This window comes from Saccharibacillus brassicae (genome assembly GCF_006542275.1).
Taxonomy (GTDB): Bacteria; Bacillota; Bacilli; order Paenibacillales; family Paenibacillaceae; genus Saccharibacillus; species Saccharibacillus brassicae.
This window is the reverse complement of the sequence record NZ_CP041217.1, coordinates 581,285-602,345: the sequence shown is the minus strand read 5'-3', so window position 1 is coordinate 602,345 and position 21,061 is coordinate 581,285. Positions and strand designations below refer to the sequence as shown.

2 protein-coding genes and 1 pseudogene are annotated in these 21,061 nt (G+C 45.4%); all 3 read left to right on the top strand.

Translation table 11 applies throughout. The features are described 5' to 3' along the window. Window positions 1–11: 11 nt before the first annotated feature. Window positions 12–2,984, top strand: coding sequence for an AMP-binding protein (locus tag FFV09_RS02340; RefSeq protein WP_141446193.1), 2,973 nt, complete (start codon window positions 12–14; stop codon window positions 2,982–2,984). Beyond that, the gene (locus FFV09_RS02335) at window positions 2,969–10,210 is read left to right on the top strand and encodes an SDR family NAD(P)-dependent oxidoreductase (RefSeq protein WP_342782107.1); all 7,242 of its coding nucleotides are present in this window, start codon (window positions 2,969–2,971) and stop codon (window positions 10,208–10,210) included. Before FFV09_RS02340 ends, FFV09_RS02335 begins: the two co-directional genes overlap by 16 nt. 619 nt (window positions 10,211–10,829) lie before the next feature. Next, window positions 10,830–21,047, top strand: a pseudogene (locus FFV09_RS02330) (SDR family NAD(P)-dependent oxidoreductase); the annotation flags it as partial. Window positions 21,048–21,061: the final 14 nt, after the last annotated feature.

The window sequence follows — 21,061 nt, the reverse complement described above, 5'->3', positions numbered from 1 at the left end:
GGAGCTACAAGATGGAACCTCTCAAACTATTAAATACGTTAAGTGACTCAAAAATACACTATGGATTTTATGAAGATGAACTTTATGTAGACAATAGTACGTTAGATTATAACATTCAAACATATATCGCCAATTATAAAGAACTGATTATAGGTTTTCTTAAAGGTCGTCAATTTATAGATTTAGCTGTAATGAATGCAGAAAAACACCACAAAGGCGAAGCTGGACTTGATTTTCTATTCATTGAACCTGGCAACGTGAAAAAGGTTAGGGACATGCATCGAAGCTTGCTCATCGGGGATAGCAAGTCTAATCCGGATCTTCTTTACTATGCTGGCATTATGATTGCTTTATTCGTTTGTTTTACGGATGCGAATGTCACCACCTGGAGCATGCATTGCAAAGGAGTACAGTTGAAATTCGACACGTTGAACTACTCGAAACAATCTAAGCTTGCGGATATCGTGGAGAATTTGGCTTCCTTTATTATGAAGGAAAAACTCCATGCTCACGATTTAGACAACCTCAATATAGCGCTATGCAATGCTGATTCCAGTCATGTGCTTGCTATGAATATGTCGACCAATGAAGATCATGTCATCATAACGATGAAGTATAACGCTCACATGATCGCTGGAAATACAATCGATCGAATTGTGAACCATTATTCGACCTATTTATCAGAGTTCATTAGAAACCCAGATGCAGCACTTTCCACGCTTTCCTATCTTTCGGTAGATGAACTCAGTAGGATCAAAGAATGGGCAGGATTACCAGAACAATATCAGTTCCAAGAGACGCTGTATGATGTATTCGAACAACAAGCCTACCAGACCCCTCAGGACATTGCTTTTATCTATGATGATAATAAAAGCAATGTTTTTTATATTTCCTATATCGATCTGCTCTGTTCCGTCGATCATTTGGCATTAGAAATCTCGCAATTAAACGTTAGTAATCAGGTTATTGGCTATTATGGCGAGCGGTCCATTTATACCGTAATTGCCATGTTAGCAGTTTGGAAGTCAGGCAATATTTATCTTCCTCTGGACACCTCTTATTCGGAAGAACACCTTCATTACATGATTGAGGATGCTAAAGTCGAACTCATTTTTACAACCGATCAGAGAGTAAGCGAAATTTCGAACTACAGGACAATCGTGATGAGCGAGCATCATTTAATCGATGCTGCTTCCTACGAGCCAAGTATTTCGGCAAGCAACTTCTCTTTGGAACGCGATTGCTTAATCATGTATACATCGGGCTCAACTGGAAAACCGAAAGGTGTCATTCACAAACAGTTGCAATTGATTAATCGTTTTAATTGGATTTGGTCGAATTACCCTTTCAGAGAAAACTCTTGTATGGGTCAACGGACGAGTATGAATTTCATGCCGTCCATGTGGGAGTTCCTGGGGGGACTACTCAAAGGGGTTCCCACCGTCATATTGACTGATTCAATTGTAAAAGATCCGAATAGTCTAGTTCGTGCGATTGCCCGTCATCAGATCTCGCATCTTACCGTCGTCCCTTCGCTACTAAAGCGTATTTTAGAGTCGCCTGAAGATAAGGGATTGTTATCAGCGATGCAATTATGTATTACTGCAGGAGAACCGTTGACCGTAGATTTATTGAAACTTTTTAAAAGAGTTGTGCCTCAGGTTACGTTATTAAATGATTACGGCGCGACAGAGGTAAACGGGATTTTATATGTAGATTCCAAAACCACTGCAGCCAGAACGGGTAAATTGCCCGGGTTTAAACCGATCCGGAATGTTAAAGTGTACGTACTTGATTCGGATTTAAAATTGGCGGGAGTTGGAATTGAGGGTGAACTGCATATCGGAGGGGTGGCATTAGCAACAGGCTACCTTAATGACAACGAAGGCAATGCAAAAAAGTTTATCGAAAATCCATTCAAAGATAGTTCGAGTCCTCGATTATATAAAATGGGCGACTATGGTCGGTATTTACCTGACGGAACGATTGAGTTATTAGGTCGGCGCGATCACCAAGTGAAAATCAGGGGGATTAAACTTGAGCTGACGGGCATTGAACGCGTAATAGAGCAGAACGACGCAATTGCTGAATGTGCTGTTTTTGTTAAAGAACTCAGTCCGGGAGTCAGCCGGTTATACTCGGCTATCGCATTGAGAGAAGAGGAATCGATTACAGATGACCAATTATACGAATTCCTGAAACCCAAAATATCCGATTATATGATTCCTTCTTCATTCATTCGAGTAGAAAAATTACCAAGGACACCGAACGGTAAAATCGATCGGAAACAATTATGGACTTTAACCGAATTATCGGGAAGTGATACAAAACCGAGCCTCATTTCCGTGAGTGACATAAAAGAACAGCTCGTTTCCCAAGCAGCACAAACGTTATCCGTTGGACGCTCCTTGATCGAGAGTGGGAAGAAGTTCTATGCGTTAGGCTTTGACTCATTGACCATTGTAGATTTTTTAAACGCTATCAATGAGAGGTTTGGCATATCGTTAGCCATTACGGATCTTTACGATCGCGCAAGCATAGACGAGTTAACATCGTATATCCATTCTAAGAACAACAACATCATAATTGAATTACAACCTGATTTAAGTCCGGAGTCGAAACCTCAACCTGAATCTGAACCAAAGATTGAACCCCATTCTGAATCAACCGTGGTAACGGAAACCACGCTTTCTATTGAGGTCACAGCAATTAATGATATTTTGGCTGATTTAGCAGCGAACGTTCTTCAAGTAGAGCGTTCATTGATTGAAAATGGGAAGAAGTATTATGCTCTGGGTTTCGATTCATTGACCATTGTGGACTTTTTAAATCTAGCGAATAAAAAATTTGGGACCAAACTTGCCATTAGCGACTTGTACGATTTTTCAAGCATTGATGAACTAGGTGCGTATATGAGCACCCAGAAAAATATCAACATTATTCCTGAAACTGTTTTTTTTCCGGCCCAATTCCTGCTATACTGAATGAAGCTGCAAAGGAACGGAAAGAAGCTGCGAATACAAATAAGAAAATTGCCATCATCGGGTTGGCGTGCAAATACGGCGGCGCTAATTCTGCTGATGAATATTGGAATAATCTAAAAAATGGCATTGATTCCATCCAGGTCGTTCCTGAGCAGCGATGGTCGGTTGCGAACTATTACGATCCTGATATAAGAGCAGATAACAAAACAATGAGCAAGTGGGGAGGGTTTGTAGCCGATATTGATCGTTTCGATGCAGATTTCTTCTCAGTCACACCGATTGAAGGCGAGAACATGGACCCACAGCAGCGAATTTGCCTCGAAGAGTGTTATCATGCGCTGGAAGATGCGGGATATTCAGAACTTGATCTGAGCAACAAAAATGTCGGGGTTTTTATAGGTGCAAGGCCAGGAGATTATATCAATCTTATTAAAGAAGGTGGACATCCACCAAATCCGTATAGCTTGATGGGTAATGATTTTGCAATTTTGGCGGCGAGGGTAGCCTATTTCCTCAATTTAAAAGGACCTGCTATTAGCTTGGATACCGCTTGTTCTTCTTCACTCGTTGCCATCCACCTTGCGGCGTCAAGCATTCTGAAAGGTGAATGCGAGATGGCACTGGTTGGGGGGATCTGTATCATGTCCACGCCAGATCTTTATTTGACCTCTTCCAAGCTGGGAATGTTATCTCCCGATGGGAGATGTAAAGCTTTCGATAACCGAGCGAACGGCTTTGTTCCTGGTGAAGGTGCAGGAATCGTTGTGCTCAAGGAACTGGATAAGGCTATTGCAGATAACGACCATATTTACGGCGTGATCTCTGCTTCGGGCATCAATCAGGACGGTAAAACGAATGGTATTACTGCGCCAAGTGCCATGAGTCAAGTTAATTTGCTACGAGCGATCTATAAGGATAACCAGATAGACCCTGCGTCTATTGATTATGTGGAGACGCACGGAACAGGGACCAAACTTGGCGATCCCATTGAGATTAAGGCGCTTTCCGATGTATTTGGAGAAAACGAGATGGAAAAGGAATCTTGTCCGATCGGGTCCGTCAAAACGAATATCGGGCACACGATAGGCGCTGCAGGTGTGGCGGGGTTAATCAAAATCATCCTGTCACTGAAACATCAAGCGATTCCTCCAACGCTGCATTATGAACAGGCAAATGAGCATATCGACTTCAAGAACAGCCCTTTTTATGTAAATACGATATTGAAAGAATGGAGGCCGAAGCCCACACCAAGAAAAGCAGCGGTCAGCTCGTTCGGGTTCAGCGGTACGAATAGTCATGTTGTCATTGAAGAGTATAGTGGTGGCACGAACCGGTCCAATTCTGATCATTCATATTACCTAATCCCTGTATCTGCCAAGTCGAAAGAGAGTTTAAGGGGCAAAATCAGCCAGCTCCGTGCATGGTTAAAAGCCTCAGATGGACAAACGATTGGAGATATCGCTTTTACACTTAGCGTAGGGCGGACTCATTTTGACGAACGGATCTCCTTTATCGTAGAGACCAAAGAACAATTACTGGCCATGTTGGAAAATGATTATTCGAACGTGAAAGGTAAAACAACCGTTACTCCTGATTCTACGATATGCGATAACTTGATTGGCAAATTAACGGCAATGGATCCTGATTCTCCTGCATACAAGGCTAATTTGGAAAGTTTGAGAGACCTTTATATTAAAGGATGCGAGATTAATTGGCGGAAATTGTACGAGAATCGTCGTTATCAGAAACTTTCATTACCTGTCTATCCGTTTGAGAAGAAACGGTATTGGATTGAGCCAGTGCGCAATGAACAGAGCCGTTTAACGACATCTGTTGGGCATACGTTTTTTGACAATATCTTAAGAGAAAGACACAATATACATTATACGGTGAACTTGAACAATCAAAGCGAGCTCGTGAAAGATCATGTCATTCATGGGGATGTGGTCGTTCCCGGGGCTTTTTATCTGGAAATGGTCATGAAAGCATTGGAAATGTACCATGTCACGTATGAGGAGATCGCAATCGACAATTTGAGGTTGCTGCAATCCGTTGTGCTGAGGGAGCAGGATACATGCCTCACACTTTCTATAGATACGTCGGTCATGACGTTTGTTGTCAGTAGCGGGGATAACATCGTCGTCACGGGCGCGTATAGTACATCACAGGATCGTGTACCAGAATCATTCGATCTCGATCATTTTGTTGCACTTGCTCACGTAAGTTTTAATAAGAACGAGATCTATCGACAGCACTTGGGGGCAAGTGTCCAGTATGGCCCAACTTATCGAGTTGTCCAAACGGTGTATAACCGCAATGATGAATTGTTGGCCCGCGTGGATGATGGGTTGGAACCTGTTCGCTATGAAAATGGAATTATTCATCCAATCCTTCTTGACGGCGCTTTGCATGCCGTTGTTGTTAGTGAACAATGGAGATCACTCAATGCTACATATTTGCCCTACTCGATTGGCAAAGTCAGAGTTTATCGAAAGCTTGTCGCTCCCTGCTATTCTCGGATCAAAATTACCGATCATAATGTAACGAATCGTTATATGAAATGCCAGATTGCTATTTATGATCGAGAAGGTCAACCGCTTGTAGCAATTGAGGATTTCGTACTGAAGGCATTACCGGAGAAAGCGCCAAAATTACTCTATTATGCACCTCATTGGATAGAAAGGTCTATTCCCAGGGGTCAAAATTTCAAACAAGAAACCGTCATTTTATTGGATCGCGATGAATCGAATTACAAAGTACTAACGGAGTCAAATCTGGTTGGGAAGGTCATTCTGGTTAAAACTGGACCTCAATTTAAAGCTGAGTATCCGATCTATCAAATCAATGTCTATAACGAACTCGATTATCATACGCTACTTGAACATTTTGCAATGCATGAAATTGATTTTAAGAATCTGCTGATAGTTCCTGAAATCACCAATAACAACGAATCGCCATTGAATCAGGCAAAAGAGGTGGCGCATCCGTTGTTTTTGCTATGCAAAGCATTGATAAGAGTAACCGGGAAACGAAATTACAATGTTTTAGCTTTACTAAATGCCAACCATCATGAAAATTATCCTTTTTATGCGGGACTCGGTCCTATGATGCAAACGATCAGTTTGGAACATCCAACTTTCCGGTTTCGAACATTGTCCCATCACTGGCTGAATGTGGATGCTCAGAAGGTATGTGAGGAGCTCTTCCATTATGCTTCTTCGAATGAAATTAAATATGACCATAACGTAAGAATGGAAAAAGAACTGCAGGAAGCTAAGGTTGCATCGTCAAGTAACATACAATTTAAGGGTGTATACCTTATCACTGGTGGATTAGGCGGAATTGGCCATGTTGTAGCGAGTTATCTTAGTCGATATCCGCTATCTACCATCGTTCTACTTGGTAGGTCCCCGCATGATGCGAGTACGAATCGACTGCTTGCCTCAATCCCTGGTGACCGTGTCATTTATAAAAGTTGCGACCTTGCTGTTGAGAGCGATGTAAAGCAGGTAATCGTCGATATCAATCGAGAGCTTGGACCTGTCAAAGGTATTTTCCATTGCGCTGGGGTCATCAAAGACCGGCTATTTTTCCAAAAAGAATGGAGCGACTTTGGACAGGTTATGGAAGCTAAAGTAGCTGGAACGGTCTACTTGAATAAATACACTGACAATGTAGATTTTATGGTCTATTTCTCGTCGGTTACCTCAACTTTTGGGAATAAAGGTCAATCCGATTATGCCTATGCGAATGGGTTTATGGATTGTTTTGCAGCATATCGAGATGGCGAATGTCAAAAAGGATATGCATCCGGCAAGACTATCTCGGTCAATTGGCCACTCTGGATATCGGGCGGAATGCAATTATCGGAGTCGGACAAACATCGCATGAAACAGGAAAAGGGATGGGAAGGTTTACCCGACGAGGTTGGCATGGATGCGCTGTTTTCGATTTTATCGAGTGGTTATCAGAACATTGGGGTTCTGTATGGGTACGAAAACAATCTTCGACTTCCAGTAAACCAGACCGTAACCGATCATCGGGAGGCGGATTCCAGTCGTATTGGGATCGAAACGAGTCGGCCAGAGATCGATAAAGAGAAAGTAAAAGAAGAAATTGCTGGAATGATTGCTGCAGTTACTAAAATGTCCGTGAAGCAAGTGATCGGTAAAAAGAGCTTTGAGCAATTCGATTTCAATTCTCTCATGATTATGGAGCTGACCGATCGACTAGAAAAGGTTTTCGGTTCAATATCCAGCACTCTTTTCTATGAGTACAATTCGTTGGATGAGCTTGCCGATTATGTTATAGACCATTATCACGAAGTATTGCTGGCTAAATATGTTGCTTCAACCAATCAAGTTGTTATGGGTGAACGTGATCTGATTAAAAACCGGGCAATATCGAAAGGCGAGCCGGAAACAGTGATGATAGAGGTTCCCATTGCGGACAACAAGGAAAGAACAATTGCGTCAAGTCATAGTGGTTATCCTGGTGTACAGGACATCGCTATTATCGGCTTAGCGGGACGTTATCCAGGTGCTAACAGTACAGATGCGCTATGGGAGTTATTAAAAAACGGAAAGAGCAGCATTTCCGAGATCCCGAAGGACAGATGGGATTGGAAAACCTATTATACCGAGGATAAAAAGGCATTTGGCGGGATTTACACCAAGTGGGGCGGTTTTATTGACGATATCGATAAGTTTGATCCGGTCTTTTTTGGCATATCGCCAAGAGAAGCAGAGCAAATGGACCCGCAAGAGCGATTGTTTTTAGAAACGGTAAATGCGAGTATCGAAGATGCGGGATACACACCTGAGAATTTGTGTGCATCGAGAAGAGTCGGCGTCTTCGTTGGCGCGATGAATGCGGACTACATCACTGGGGCCTCATTCTGGTCCATCGCGAATCGTGTTTCTTACGTGATGAACTTTCAAGGGCCAAGCATGGCCGTCGATACTGCGTGCTCTTCTTCGCTGGTGGGGATTCATATGGCGATGGAAAGCCTTTATAACGGAACGAGTGAATGTGTCATTGCCGGTGGCGTCAATTTAATTGTAGACCCTTACCATTATCAACGGTTGTCCGGAAAAACGATGCTGTCTTCAGGTCGTGAATGCAAGGCATTTGGCGCTGGAGCAGACGGTTTTGTAGACGGGGAGGGAGTCGGAGCGGTTGTCTTAAAGCCACTATCAGCCGCTGAACGTGACGGCGATCATATTTACGGCGTGATCAAGGGAACGATGATCAATGCGGGAGGAAGAACGAACGGATATACCGTTCCCAATCCAAATATGCAGCGCCAATTGACCAAAGAAGCGCTGCGGCGAGCCAATATGGATGCAAGAACGATTAGCTATATTGAAGCGCACGGCACAGGTACGGAGCTGGGCGATCCAATTGAGGTTGCGGCGCTGGCAGGTGCGTTCGAAGAGAATACGACCGATAAGCAGTTTTGCGCAATCGGATCGATCAAGTCGAACATCGGACATTTGGAAAGCGCAGCGGGGATTGCAGGTTTGACCAAAGTGCTGCTGCAAATGAAGTATGGGCAGATTGCACCCTCCCTGCATGCTAAGGAACTGAATCCACGCATTGATTTCAACAGAATGCCGTTCTTCGTCCAGCAGGAGTTGTCTGAGTGGGTACGGCCGATCATTAACAACGTGAGATATCCGCGGCGTGCGGGATTATCCTCCTTTGGCGCAGGGGGCGCAAATGCGCACGTCATCATTGAGGAATACATGCAGGCAGAGACAACAAGCGATAACCTGGCGTACAGCCTTCATAATCCGGTTATCATCTTGTTATCGGCCAAGAGCGACGAGAAGCTTCGGGAGCATGCCGGAAATTTGTTGGCTTGGATAAGAAAAGATCAGTATACGAACAGGGATTTGATCCGTATCGCGTATACGCTCCAAGTCGGACGGGTTGCGATGGAAGAGCGGTTGGCGATAACGGTAACTTCCTTGGAGCAATTGGAACGTAAGCTCACTGCATTTGTAGAACATCTAGGTGAAGCAGAAGGTATATATCGAGGGTATGTGACAGGCGATAAAGCGTTGGGAGCAGTGCTAGGATTTGATGAAGACATTCAGTTTGCCATTGAATCGTGGATTAACAAAGGAAAATACGATAAGTTGCTTGGCTTGTGGGTAACCGGCCTAGACGTCGACTGGGCTAAACTATACAGCCAAAAGAAGCCTGAAAGAATTAGCTTGCCAACGTATCCTTTCGCCCGGGAACGTTATTGGCTGATGGAAAGAGAAGCTCCAGCAGAGAATAACAGCCCAGTGTTCGTGCAGGCGGTGGGTTATTTGAACCCGTTGCTCCATCGCAACACTTCGAATTTGGAAGAGCAGCGATTCAGCAGTACGCTGACCGGTAAAGAGTTTTTCTTGAAGGATCATGTCGTGATGGGTGAGAACATATTGCCCGGAGCAGCCTACATGGAGATGACCAGAGCAGCGCTGCGGCAATCCGCTTTATGGGGAGAAGGTCATGATATTCGATTGAAAAATATCGTATGGTCAACACCTTTTGCTGTGAAAGGATCAAGTCAAGAGCTGCATATCGGAATCTATCCCGAAGAAGATCGGGAAATTGGTTTTGAGATATACAGCGAAGGCGCGAATGGGGAAGAAGAGACGGTCGTTCATTGTCAAGGGCGAGCGGTCTTTTTGTCAAAGACCAGTCACGAGCATACAGAAGAGGTCGATATTCGTGCGGTGCAAGCCGACTGCAGTGAGCGTTTCATCGGCAGTACTAAATGCTACGATTGGTTTAGCGCGCTCGGGGTCGATTATGGAAGCGGCCATAGAGGGATTGAGTGCTTATATATCGGAGAACGTCAAGTATTAGCTAAGTTGATCATACCGGAATCAGTAAGCGCAGGCGCGGGTGACTATATCCTGCATCCAAGCCTGATGGACTCCGCAATCCAGGCTACAATCGGCTTGACCATCGGCAACCAAGCGAAAGAGGGAATCAGCGAACGAACAACGAAGGTGCCATTCGCGCTCGAAGAGTTGGACATTATTGGCCAATGCAGTAAGTGTATGTGGGCAATCGTCAGAATGAGCGATGGCGTTAATACAGATCAACACATGCAAAAGCTGGATATCGACCTGTGTGATGAGAACGGGGTGATCCAGGTACGGATGAGAAAATTTGCATTCAGAGCGCTGGAAGCAGAAAGCGAGGGCATGGCTTATGTTGGTTAGAACAATTGAAGGTACTCATTCCAATGCGAGTTTGCATGCTGCTGAGGATCAAACGGGTGCGGGCTCCTTAATGCTGCATCCAATATGGAAAAAAAGAGACCGTATCCTGGCAGAAAGTATACTGTATGAACAGCGCGAAGTCATTTTGTGCGAATCGGACCAGCAGATAACCTCCGAACAATTGGCATCTCGCCTTCAAGGGGCGAGATGCCGAATTTTTCGAAGTGAATCTACGGATTTAAGTACACGGTATGAACGATACGCAAAGCAATTGTTTATTGCCGTTAAAAGTATGCTTTCAAGTAAGCCAAAAGGCAATGTTCTCATTCAACTTGTTGTTTTCGCCAGCGGCGATAAAGAACTGTTTCGAGGTTTAGGAGGGCTCTTAAAGACAGCGCAGCTCGAAAATCCGAAGCTGAAATATCAGATTATTCAGCTGTCTGACGGAAGCAAGTTGGAACATGTAGTCGCAATGCTGGAAGCGGACAGCCAGAATCTTAATGATCGTGAGATTAGCTATGTGGAAGACGTAAGATATACGAAGAGTCTGGAAGAGACAGAGATGCTTGAGAGAAGCGGCGATCTAGGAATTCCGTGGAAGGAAGGCGGTGTCTATCTGATAACTGGCGGGTCCGGAGGTTTAGGTCTGATCTTCACCGAAGAGATAGCCAGACAAATCAAGGATGTCACCTTGATCCTAACGGGAAGATCGGAGCTGCCCGAAGCGAAACAGACCCAGTTGAACGACTTGAAGGAACAGGGAGCCGTCGTCGACTATCGGCGAGTGGATATAACAGACAAAGCACAAGTGAAGGCATTGATCACGGGTATAACGGAAGCCTATGGCGGATTAAACGGGATTTTTCATGGTGCGGGTATCATTCGTGATCAATATATTCTTCACAAAACCGAAGAAGAATTCGCCGAGGTATTGAAGCCAAAAGTAACTGGCTTGCACAACCTCGATACGTTCACAAGCCAAATGAATCTTGATTTTATGCTACTTTTCTCATCAGGAGCGGCGGAGACCGGGAATCCAGGACAGGCTGATTATGCGGCAGCGAACGCGTTTATGGACGCTTTTGCGAGCTACCGTAATCGGTTGGCTGAGAAGGGAGAACGTCGGGGGAAAACGGTCTCGATCAACTGGCCGTTATGGGCGCAAGGTGGCATGCATGTCGACAAGGAGATCGAGCGGCGCATGGCTGAGCGTGTGGGGATGACCCCTCTAAAAACGGAGACCGGTATCAATGCCTTGTATCAAGCGCTAGTTCAAGATCATGATCAGGTGATGATTATGGAGGGAGACCGCGAGAAGCTTCGTAGTACATTCCTTCACCAATTAGGGGATAAAGCCAGTGGGAGCATGGATTCAAAGGGAAGCTTTGGAACAGAAGCAGAAGGTGGTCATCGGCTGGCGGTATCGCAAGAAACGCTGCAAGAAAAAGCAGAGCATTATTTCAAAAAGCTGCTCTCGTCCGTTATAAAACTTCCGGTTAATCGGATCGAATCAGACGCACCGATGGAGAAGTATGGAATCGATTCATTAGTCATTATGCGAATGACGGATGAGCTGGAGAAAAGTTTTGGTTCACTCTCGAAGACACTGTTCTTTGAATATCAGAACATTCGGTCTGTCGCTGATTACTTTCTGGATTCTCATAGGGATAAATTAATTGATCTGTTGGGTGTTGCACACCACATTCGGCAGCCTGCAGCAGCATCTTCAGCTAGACATGTGCCCTTGCAACCGTCAAAGAGAAGATCGAGACATCAACGATTCGCATCTTTGGACAAACCAAACAGATCTACACCAACGAAGGAAGATATCGCCATCATTGGTATGGCAGGACGGTATCCGCAAGCCAAGAATGTGGATGAACTTTGGGAGAATTTATGCAATAGAAAGGATAGCATAACCGAGATACCGAAAGAGCGCTGGGACTATCGTCTTTTTGCAGATGAAAATAAGTCGATGGCACAGTGGGGTGGATTTTTAGATGATGTCGATCGATTTGATCCGTTATTTTTTAATATTACACCACGCGAAGCCGAGTTCATGGATCCTCAGGAGCGGTTATTTTTGGAATGCGTTCTAGAAACGTTGGAAGATGCGGGATATACGAGAGAGGCTTTAAGTAAAGTTCAAGGGTCCGGCATGGAAGGGAATGTAGGTGTATACGTTGGCGTCATGTATGACGAGTACCAGCTTTATGGAGCGCAGGAACAAGCGAAAGGTCACAAGGTTGCGCTTAGCGGGATAACGTCTTCTATTGCGAATCGCGTCTCTTATTTCTGTAACTTTCATGGCCCGAGCATCGGATTAAATACGATGTGTTCCTCATCATTGATTGCGATCCACCTGGCCTGCCAAAGCATTCATCAAGGAGAATGCGAGCTAGCGATTGCTGGCGGCGTTAATATTTCGATTCACCCGAATAAATACTTGTTGCTTGACCGCGGTAATTTTATGTCAAGTAAAGGAAGATGCGAAAGCTTCGGTACCGGCGGCGACGGTTATGTGCCAGGTGAAGGTGTCGGTTCCATTCTACTTAAACCGTTGTCCAAAGCGATTGAGGACCGGGACCAGATCTACGGCGTAATCAAGGGATCGGCAATCAATCACGGCGGAAGGACCAATGGCTACACCGTACCGAATCCGAATGCACAGGCGAGCATGATCAGAAGAGCAATGAAAGATGCGAATGTAGATGCCAGACATTTCAGTTACATCGAAGCTCACGGTACTGGAACGGCGCTCGGGGATCCAATTGAAATAACAGCACTGACCAAGGCATTTGAAGATCAAACGGTCGATAAGCAATTCTGTTCGATCGGTTCGGTCAAAAGTAATATAGGTCATCTGGAAAGTGCGGCGGGAATCGTAGGCGTGACAAAAGTGCTGCTGCAGATGAAGTACAGGAAGCTCGTGCCAAGTTTGCATTCCAGTGAATCAAATCCGAACATCGATTTTGAGAAGACGCCGTTCAAAGTGCAACATGAGCTGGAAGAATGGAAAAGGCCAGTCATTGTGCAGGACGGTGCCAAGAGGGAAGTGCCTAGACTTGCGGGGATATCGGCCTTTGGTGCAGGGGGATCAAACGCCCATCTTGTGATCGAAGAATACATGCCTGAGCAAAAATCAGAGGTCGCACCAATCATTACGACTGACAACCCTGCAGTCATTGTATTGTCAGGGAAGGAGGAGGAGAATCTCAAAGAACGGGCAAGTCAACTATTACGGCAAATCAGACTGGAAAAGTATGAGGACCAAGATCTACCGGATATTGCATACACCTTGCAAGTCGGGCGCGAAGCGATGGAAGTACGATTGGGTACGACCGTTACCTCGATCCATGAGCTGGAGCGGAAATTAAATGGATATTTGGCTGGCGATGATGACGTGGAAGAACTGTACGTTGGCCGTGTCATAAGAGAGAAGGATACGTTAGCCATCTTCAAAGCAGATGATGATTTGCAGAAGGCGATCGATTCCTGGATTAGTAAAGGGAAGTATGGGAAGCTGCTTGGTTTCTGGGTGAAGGGTCTGGATATGAATTGGGAAAGCCTTCACATGGACACGACGCCAAAACGAATCAGCCTGCCAACCTATCCGTTTGCGAAGGAGCGTTACTGGATATCAGGTGTCAATGCTAGCGCAGAATTAATCGGAGCACATGTACCGAAACGTACAGAGGAAGTCAAACCGACAGCTCCAATCATCGAACGAAAAGAACCTATTGCAGCTCAAGCGGATTTGGCACAGCTTACGCCGACGATTATGAAAGAGAAGACGGTCCTTTATTGTAAGCAGCTGCTCGCAATGGTCAGCAGCATCCCGATCGACCGGATTGAATCGGACGTTTCGTTGGAGAGCTATGGCATCGACTCCGTCATGATTAAGCAGTTGGCAGAAGAAGTGAATAATACACTTGGACCGATTTCGCTGACGATATTCTTTGAATATCAAACCATCCAGGCATTAGCGGATTATTTCATGCAGACATACAGCGAAAAGCTGATGGAATTGTTCGAAATCCACGCTTCCCTTGATAACTTATCCAACGACCAGGGTGAGGAGCACAAAAAAACTGCAATATTATCAAGCGTCCTTGAGCCAATGAGGACAGATTACCATAGGGATGTGGCGCAAGGGCATGACGGCAGTCATATGGATATCGCCATTATAGGCCTCTCCGGCCGATATCCGCAGGCTAACAACATCCATGAATTCTGGGGAAATCTAAAGCTCGGAAAGGACTGTGTCGTTGAGATTCCTGAGGAACGTTGGGATTACAAGCGCCATTATGATGCGGACAAGTTTAAAACTGGAAAGATCAATAGCAAATGGGGAGGGTTTATCAATGATGTCGATAAATTCGATCCATTGTTTTTCAATATCTCGCCTGAAGATGCGGAATATATGGACCCGCAAGAGCGATTGTTCTTGGAGTGCGTCTATGAAACGTTAGAGGATGCTGGGTATACGAGAGAGGCTCTGAGCAAAGTCGAGAACGGGAATATCGGAGTTTTTGTAGGGTCTACCTTCATGGACTACCAGTTTCTTGGCATACAGAGCCAAATGAGAGGTAACCCTGTCGCGTTATCGGGAATCGCCTCCTCCATCGCGAATCGCGTCTCATACTTTTGCAACTTTAACGGACCAAGCATGGCGATTGATACCATGTGCTCCTCTTCCTTAACGGCATTGCATGCAGCATGCGATAGTATCAAGTTAGGGAGATGCAAACTTGCCATTGCCGGTGGCGTCAATCTTTCCTTACATCCGAACAAGTATTTATTCTTGAGCCAGTATAACTTCATGTCCAGTAAAGGCAAATGCGAAAGTTTCGGGGACGGGGGAGATGGCTACGTGCCCGGTGAAGGAGTGGGCTCCCTACTGTTAAAGCCGCTTAATCAAGCCATTGCTGACGGCGATCAGATCTATGGGGTCATTAAATCCACAGCCGTTAATCACGGCGGCAAGACGAACGGATATTCCGTTCCCAATCCGGCCGCATTAACCCAAGTTATTGATAAGGCGATAACGGACGCCAATGTGAACCCGAGAACGATTAGCTATATCGAAGCCCATGGAACGGGAACCTCGCTGGGAGATCCAATCGAAATTGCTGGATTAACGAGAGCGTTTGAAACGCACACAAAAGATAAGGCCTTTTGCTCCATCGGATCTGCGAAGAGCAACATCGGTCATTTGGAGGCGGCAGCAGGAATAGCAGGCGTAACGAAAGTATTACTGCAGATGAAATATAAGCAATACGTGCCGAGTCTTCATTCGGAGGTGTTGAATGCCAATATCGATTTCGGGCAAACCCCTTTCAGCGTTCAACAGGAATTGGCAGAATGGAAACAGCCTATTGTTGAGATTGATGGGGAAAAGAAGGAATATCCCAGAATCGCAGGTATTTCTTCCTTTGGTGCGGGTGGCTCTAACAGCCACGTTATTATCGAGGAATATGTGCAAGGAAACCAAGTGGACAATCCCGTTGAGGTAACGGTGAACGACCCTGCAGTCATTCTTTTATCGGCTAAAAGAAAAGAAAACCTCAAGGAGCAGGCGGTGCAGTTGTTAGAAGCGATAAAGGCTGAACGATTGGATAATAACCACTTGGCAAATATGGCATATACACTGCAAGTAGGCCGGGAATGTATGGAAGAACGGTTGGGCTTCATCGTAAGCTCGATGGACGATCTAACCGAAAAGCTGGAGAAATACGTACTCGGGAAGCATGACATTACCAATCTTTACAGAGGCAATGGCAAGAAGCAAAGAAATATACTCACCCTGTTTAAATCGAATGAGGAATTTCAAAATGTGATTCAACTATTAGTGGAGCGGAAGAAGTATTCGACGTTATTGGAATTATGGGTCACGGGTATAGACGTGGATTGGGAGAAGCTTCACATTCATCGCAAGATGAAGCGAATCAGTTTGCCAACGTATCCTTTTACGCGGGAGCGGTACTGGCTTCCGGAATTAGAATCAGATGCTTCGGTTAACGTTAAGGCAGGCTATTTGCACCCGATGCTCCATCGGAATACATCAAATTTTGATGGACAAAAATTCAGTAGCATATGGACCGGGAATGAATTTTTTTTGAACGACTATGCAATTCTGGGAGAAAAACGGTTACCGGAAATAGCGTACCTGGAGATGATCCGGGCAGCCATTCATGAATCCGTACCACGGGCAGAAGAATATACGATCATCTTGAAAAATATAACGTGGTCAAGTCCTTTCACGGCGAAGGAGCGCAGCAGAGAGCTGCATATCGATATTTATCGAGTGGAAAAAGATGAGATAGGCTATGAAATCTATAGCGCTGGATTGACGGATCAAGATGAAATCGTACATGGCCAAGGACGGGCGGAACTGGTCCTGAGGAAGAAAATCTCACAACCTGAGCGTGTGGATCTTCACAGGATTCAAGCTGAATGTAGTGGTACGGTCCTCAGTGGGAGCCAATGCTATAGCAAATTAAACGCCATCGGAATCGAATGTGGAAGCGGCCTCCAAGGGATTGATCATCTGCACATCGGAAATGGCAGTGTTTTGGCTAAGCTTGTCCTACCTGAATCGTTAAGAGAAGAGTCAGAATTCTATATTCTTCATCCAACTATACTGAATTCGGCAATTCAAGCAATGATCGGTTTATCGATCAGTCACGGTGAGACAAAAGCCAAAGCGATATCACAACCGTGGCTGCCTGTCAGCCTGGAAGAGCTGGAGCTGACGGGCTGTTGCACGGAGAGCATGTGGGTGATCGTGCGCACGAGTGAGAGCAATCATTTCGATACTAACGTTCGTAACGTCCACATCGATTTATGCGATGAAAACGGAAATATCCGGGTGAGACTAAAAAATTTCAGATTTAGAGCCTTGGAAGCCGTTGACGATAGTAAGACTGCTATCGGATCAATGATGGTCCATCCCGTTTGGGAGAAGTCAGTTATTCTTCAAGCAGAAACACCTGAGTATGTGCTGCGCAATATCTTCCTTTGTGAAGCGGACCAAACGATGTCCTCTGAAGCGATCGAGTCCCAGATCAAAGGAGTGAGGTGTACAATATTCCGAAGCGAGGCACGCGATCTGCATGTCAGATTCGAGCAATATGCTATTCAATTATTCGGAGCGCTTCAAAACATACTGTTGAGCAAGCCGAAAGGTCATGTTCTCAGTCAGCTCGTCGTCTTTACAGGCGATGATCGAGAGCTGTTCCGGGGATTGGGTGGACTGCTCAAGACAGCTCAGCTCGAAAATCCGAAACTAATGTTCCAGATTATTCAAATGCCTGCTGGCAGTAAGGTAGAAGAGATTACAGCGACGCTGGAAGCGGACAGCCACAGCCCGAAAGACCGAGAGGTCAAGTATGAAGCCGGTGCGAGATATACGAAGAGTTTTGAAGAGTCGGGTTTGTCCGATAGAAATGAGAAAGATGAGCAGCCGTGGAAGGAAGGCGGCGTCTATTTGCTGACCGGTGGGGCTGGAGGACTAGGGTTGATTTTCGCCGAAGAGATAAGCCGAACGATTAAAGACGTAAAGCTGATCTTGACGGGACGCTCAGCGCTGTCTGAAGAGAAAGAAGCCCAGTTGTACGCCTTGAAGGGAAGAGGGGCAAACGTACAGTACAAGCGAGTGGATATAACGGACAGAAATCAAGTTCAGACTTTGATAGACGAAATTGTGGAGGACTATGGCAGGTTAAACGGCATCTTTCACAGTGCCGGTATCATCCGGGACCAATTAATCATTCATAAATCGGAAGAAGAGTTCGCAGAAGTGTTAGGACCGAAAGTAACCGGATTACTCCACCTCGATACGTTCACAAGTGGGATGAATCTAGACTTTATCATTCTCTTCTCATCCGGAGCGGGAGAGTTCGGGAATCCGGGGCAGGCAGATTATTCGGCAGCCAATGCCTTTATGGATGGTTATGCAAGTTATCGTAATAAGTTGGTGGCTAAGGGAGAACGCCAGGGGAGAACCATTTCGATCAATTGGTCATTATGGGAACAAGGTGGCATGCATGTTGACAAAGAGATCGAAAAAATCATGTTCGACAATCTAGGTATGGTACCGCTGAAGTCAGAAACAGGTATAAACGCCCTCTATCAAGCGCTGGATCAAAACCAGGATCAAGTGCTCGTTATGGAGGGGAACACGGGAAAAATCAGAGTAAAAATACTACTGACCGAATTAGCCGACAATACCCAACAGCCACAGAAACAAGTAAGAGAAGTCAACTTCGATCGTTTGAAGGAACAGGCGATCCATAAACTGACAGTCCTATTTGGAGAAAGCATTAAACTGTGCAGTGATCAAATTAACGTGCAGGAGCCTTTCGAAACGTATGGGGTCGATTCTGTCAAACTAACGTTGCTGAACAAGAAACTGACGGATCATTTCAAGGACGCTTCCAGTACGATCTTTTTTGAATACCGAAACATCGAAGCCTTGAGCACATATCTGGCTTCGGAATACCCGTATGAATGTACACAGTGGATCGGTGATGACATATCGGATGAGGATGCTTCAAGACCTCAACGTTTAATATCGAAAAATCCCTTTGAAGAAAGTCACGTGTTTCCAACGTTATTACCGAACCGGAGTAGGCTTGGAGCGAAAAAAAGGAATAGGTATGACGCTGGTTCCGGCAGTCAAGAAGAGGAGCAGATAGCCGTCATAGGTGTAAGTGGACGATTCCCAATGGCGAGGAATATCCACGAGTTCTGGGACAACTTGAAAAGTGGGACAAATTGCATTACAGAGCTGTCTGAAGAACGTTGGTCGCTGGGCGGATTCTTTAACCCAAACCGCGAAGAAGCATTGTCCAAACAGCAAAGTTTCAGCAAGTGGGGTGGTTTTCTGGAAGGGTATGCTGATTTCGATCCGTTATTTTTTAACATCTCACCAGCCGAAGCACAGCGAATGGACCCACAGGAACGCCTATTCTTGGAACAGTGCTGGAAAGCAGTTGAAGACGCAGGTTATGTGCCATCGAAAATGGATGAAAGTATCCGCAATCAGATTGGCGTATTTGGTGGCGTAACTAAAACAGGCTTCAATCTGTGGAATGAGACGTCCAATCAATTTTACAACACATCCTTTGCGTCTATGGTCAATCGTCTATCATACGTCATGGACTTCCATGGCCCAAGCGTTCCAGTTGATACGATGTGCTCTTCATCGCTTACAGCACTTCATCAGGCTTGTGAAAGTATCCGACACGGGGAAACGTCGATGGCTGTTGTTGGAGCGGTAAACTTATATGCTCATCCGAGCAATTACACAAGTCTCGCACAGGGAGGTCTACTCTCTGATCGTTCGAGCAGCACTGTATTCGGTAAAGGTGGCAACGGATTTATTCCATCCGAAGGCGTGGGAGCAGTCGTCCTGAAAAAATTGTCTGACGCGGAACGAGATAAGGATCATATTTGGGCGGTTATCAAAGGTAGCGCCGTTTCTCATAGTGGGAGGACGAATGGCTACAATGTGCCTGACCCAGTGAAGCAATCAGCCGTTATCCAAAAGGCTTTGGACGCGGCCGGCATCGATCCGAGAAGCATCCGGCATATTGAAGCAGCGGCAAGTGGCGCGGAGATGGTTGATGCTATCGAAATGTCTGCCATTACTAAAGTATTCGGGAAATCTCGCGACGGCGAGAACAATTTCTATACATTAGGTTCGATTAAAGCAAGTTTGGGCCATGGGGAATCTGTATCAGGAATGGCCCAATTTATTAAGGCGCTCTTGCAATTAAAGCACAAGTTAATATGCCCAACTCGTTTGCCGGAGCAGCTGAATCCGAGCATCAATTTTGACGCCTTGCCGTTTACGGTAGAAACGAAATTGGCTGAATGGCCGGAGATGGAACTGGACGGGGGAAGAAGTCCAAGACGTATCGGCATTAACAGCTTTGGCGCGGGCGGAGTCTACTCACATGTTATTGTGGAAGAATACGAGAGCCCGACAGACAACACGTACGTATCCACCGACGAGACGCCGAGTCTTTTCGTTTTTTCTGCCAAAACAAGTCATACGCTCAGAAGTTACGTGGAGATTTGGAAGGCGTACCTGGAGAAGCATCCTAGTCTGGATTTACGCCGACTCGCCTATGTACTGCAATTGAGACGGGAACCGATGAAACGTCGATTTGCTGTTGTTGCTCACAATACGGGAGAATTGATCACAAGCATGGAGAAATTCCTGATCGAGGAGTCGGATCATCGTACAGAGTTTGCTTCACTTGAGCCGATACATGACGACCGGATTGAACAACTAATTGTCCAAAAGAATTGGTCAGCATTAGCGCAACTATGGCTAAACGGCATTTCCATTCCTTGGGGGGAACTTTATAGCGATTATGCACCGCAACATATGCCAGAGCTTCCTACGTACCCGTTCAAAGCAAAGCGCTTCTGGCCTAATGAAATCGAACAAAGACATCCCGGAGAAATCGAAGCCGAAAACCAACCCTTTATTTCGTTGGATGATATCTTAAGTGTAAGTGTTCAACCTGAGAAAACGTTAGCTCCTCCTATCGCTGAGCCGGAAAACGAGTCTGGGTTTATTCCAGTGGTAATTGAAGAGGATACGAAGTTTTTATACGGGGTAATGGAGATCGAACAACGAATCAAGGATATTCTATTTGACCTTTTATACTTGGATGATCTCGATGAATTTGATGTTGAAGCGAATTTTATGGAACTTGGGTTGGATTCCATTCTGGTCGGGAAATTCATCCATACCTTAAACAGTCAGTTGGGTCTGTCATTAAATGATACGATCATATTTGATTACTCCACCACTTCCAAGCTCGCAGACTATAT

What these genes read in the sequence shown, in the direction of transcription:
- FFV09_RS02340 (WP_141446193.1), top strand. Translation starts at nt 12, where the DNA reads ATGGAACCTCTCAAACTATTAAATACGTTAAGTGACTCAAAAATACAC.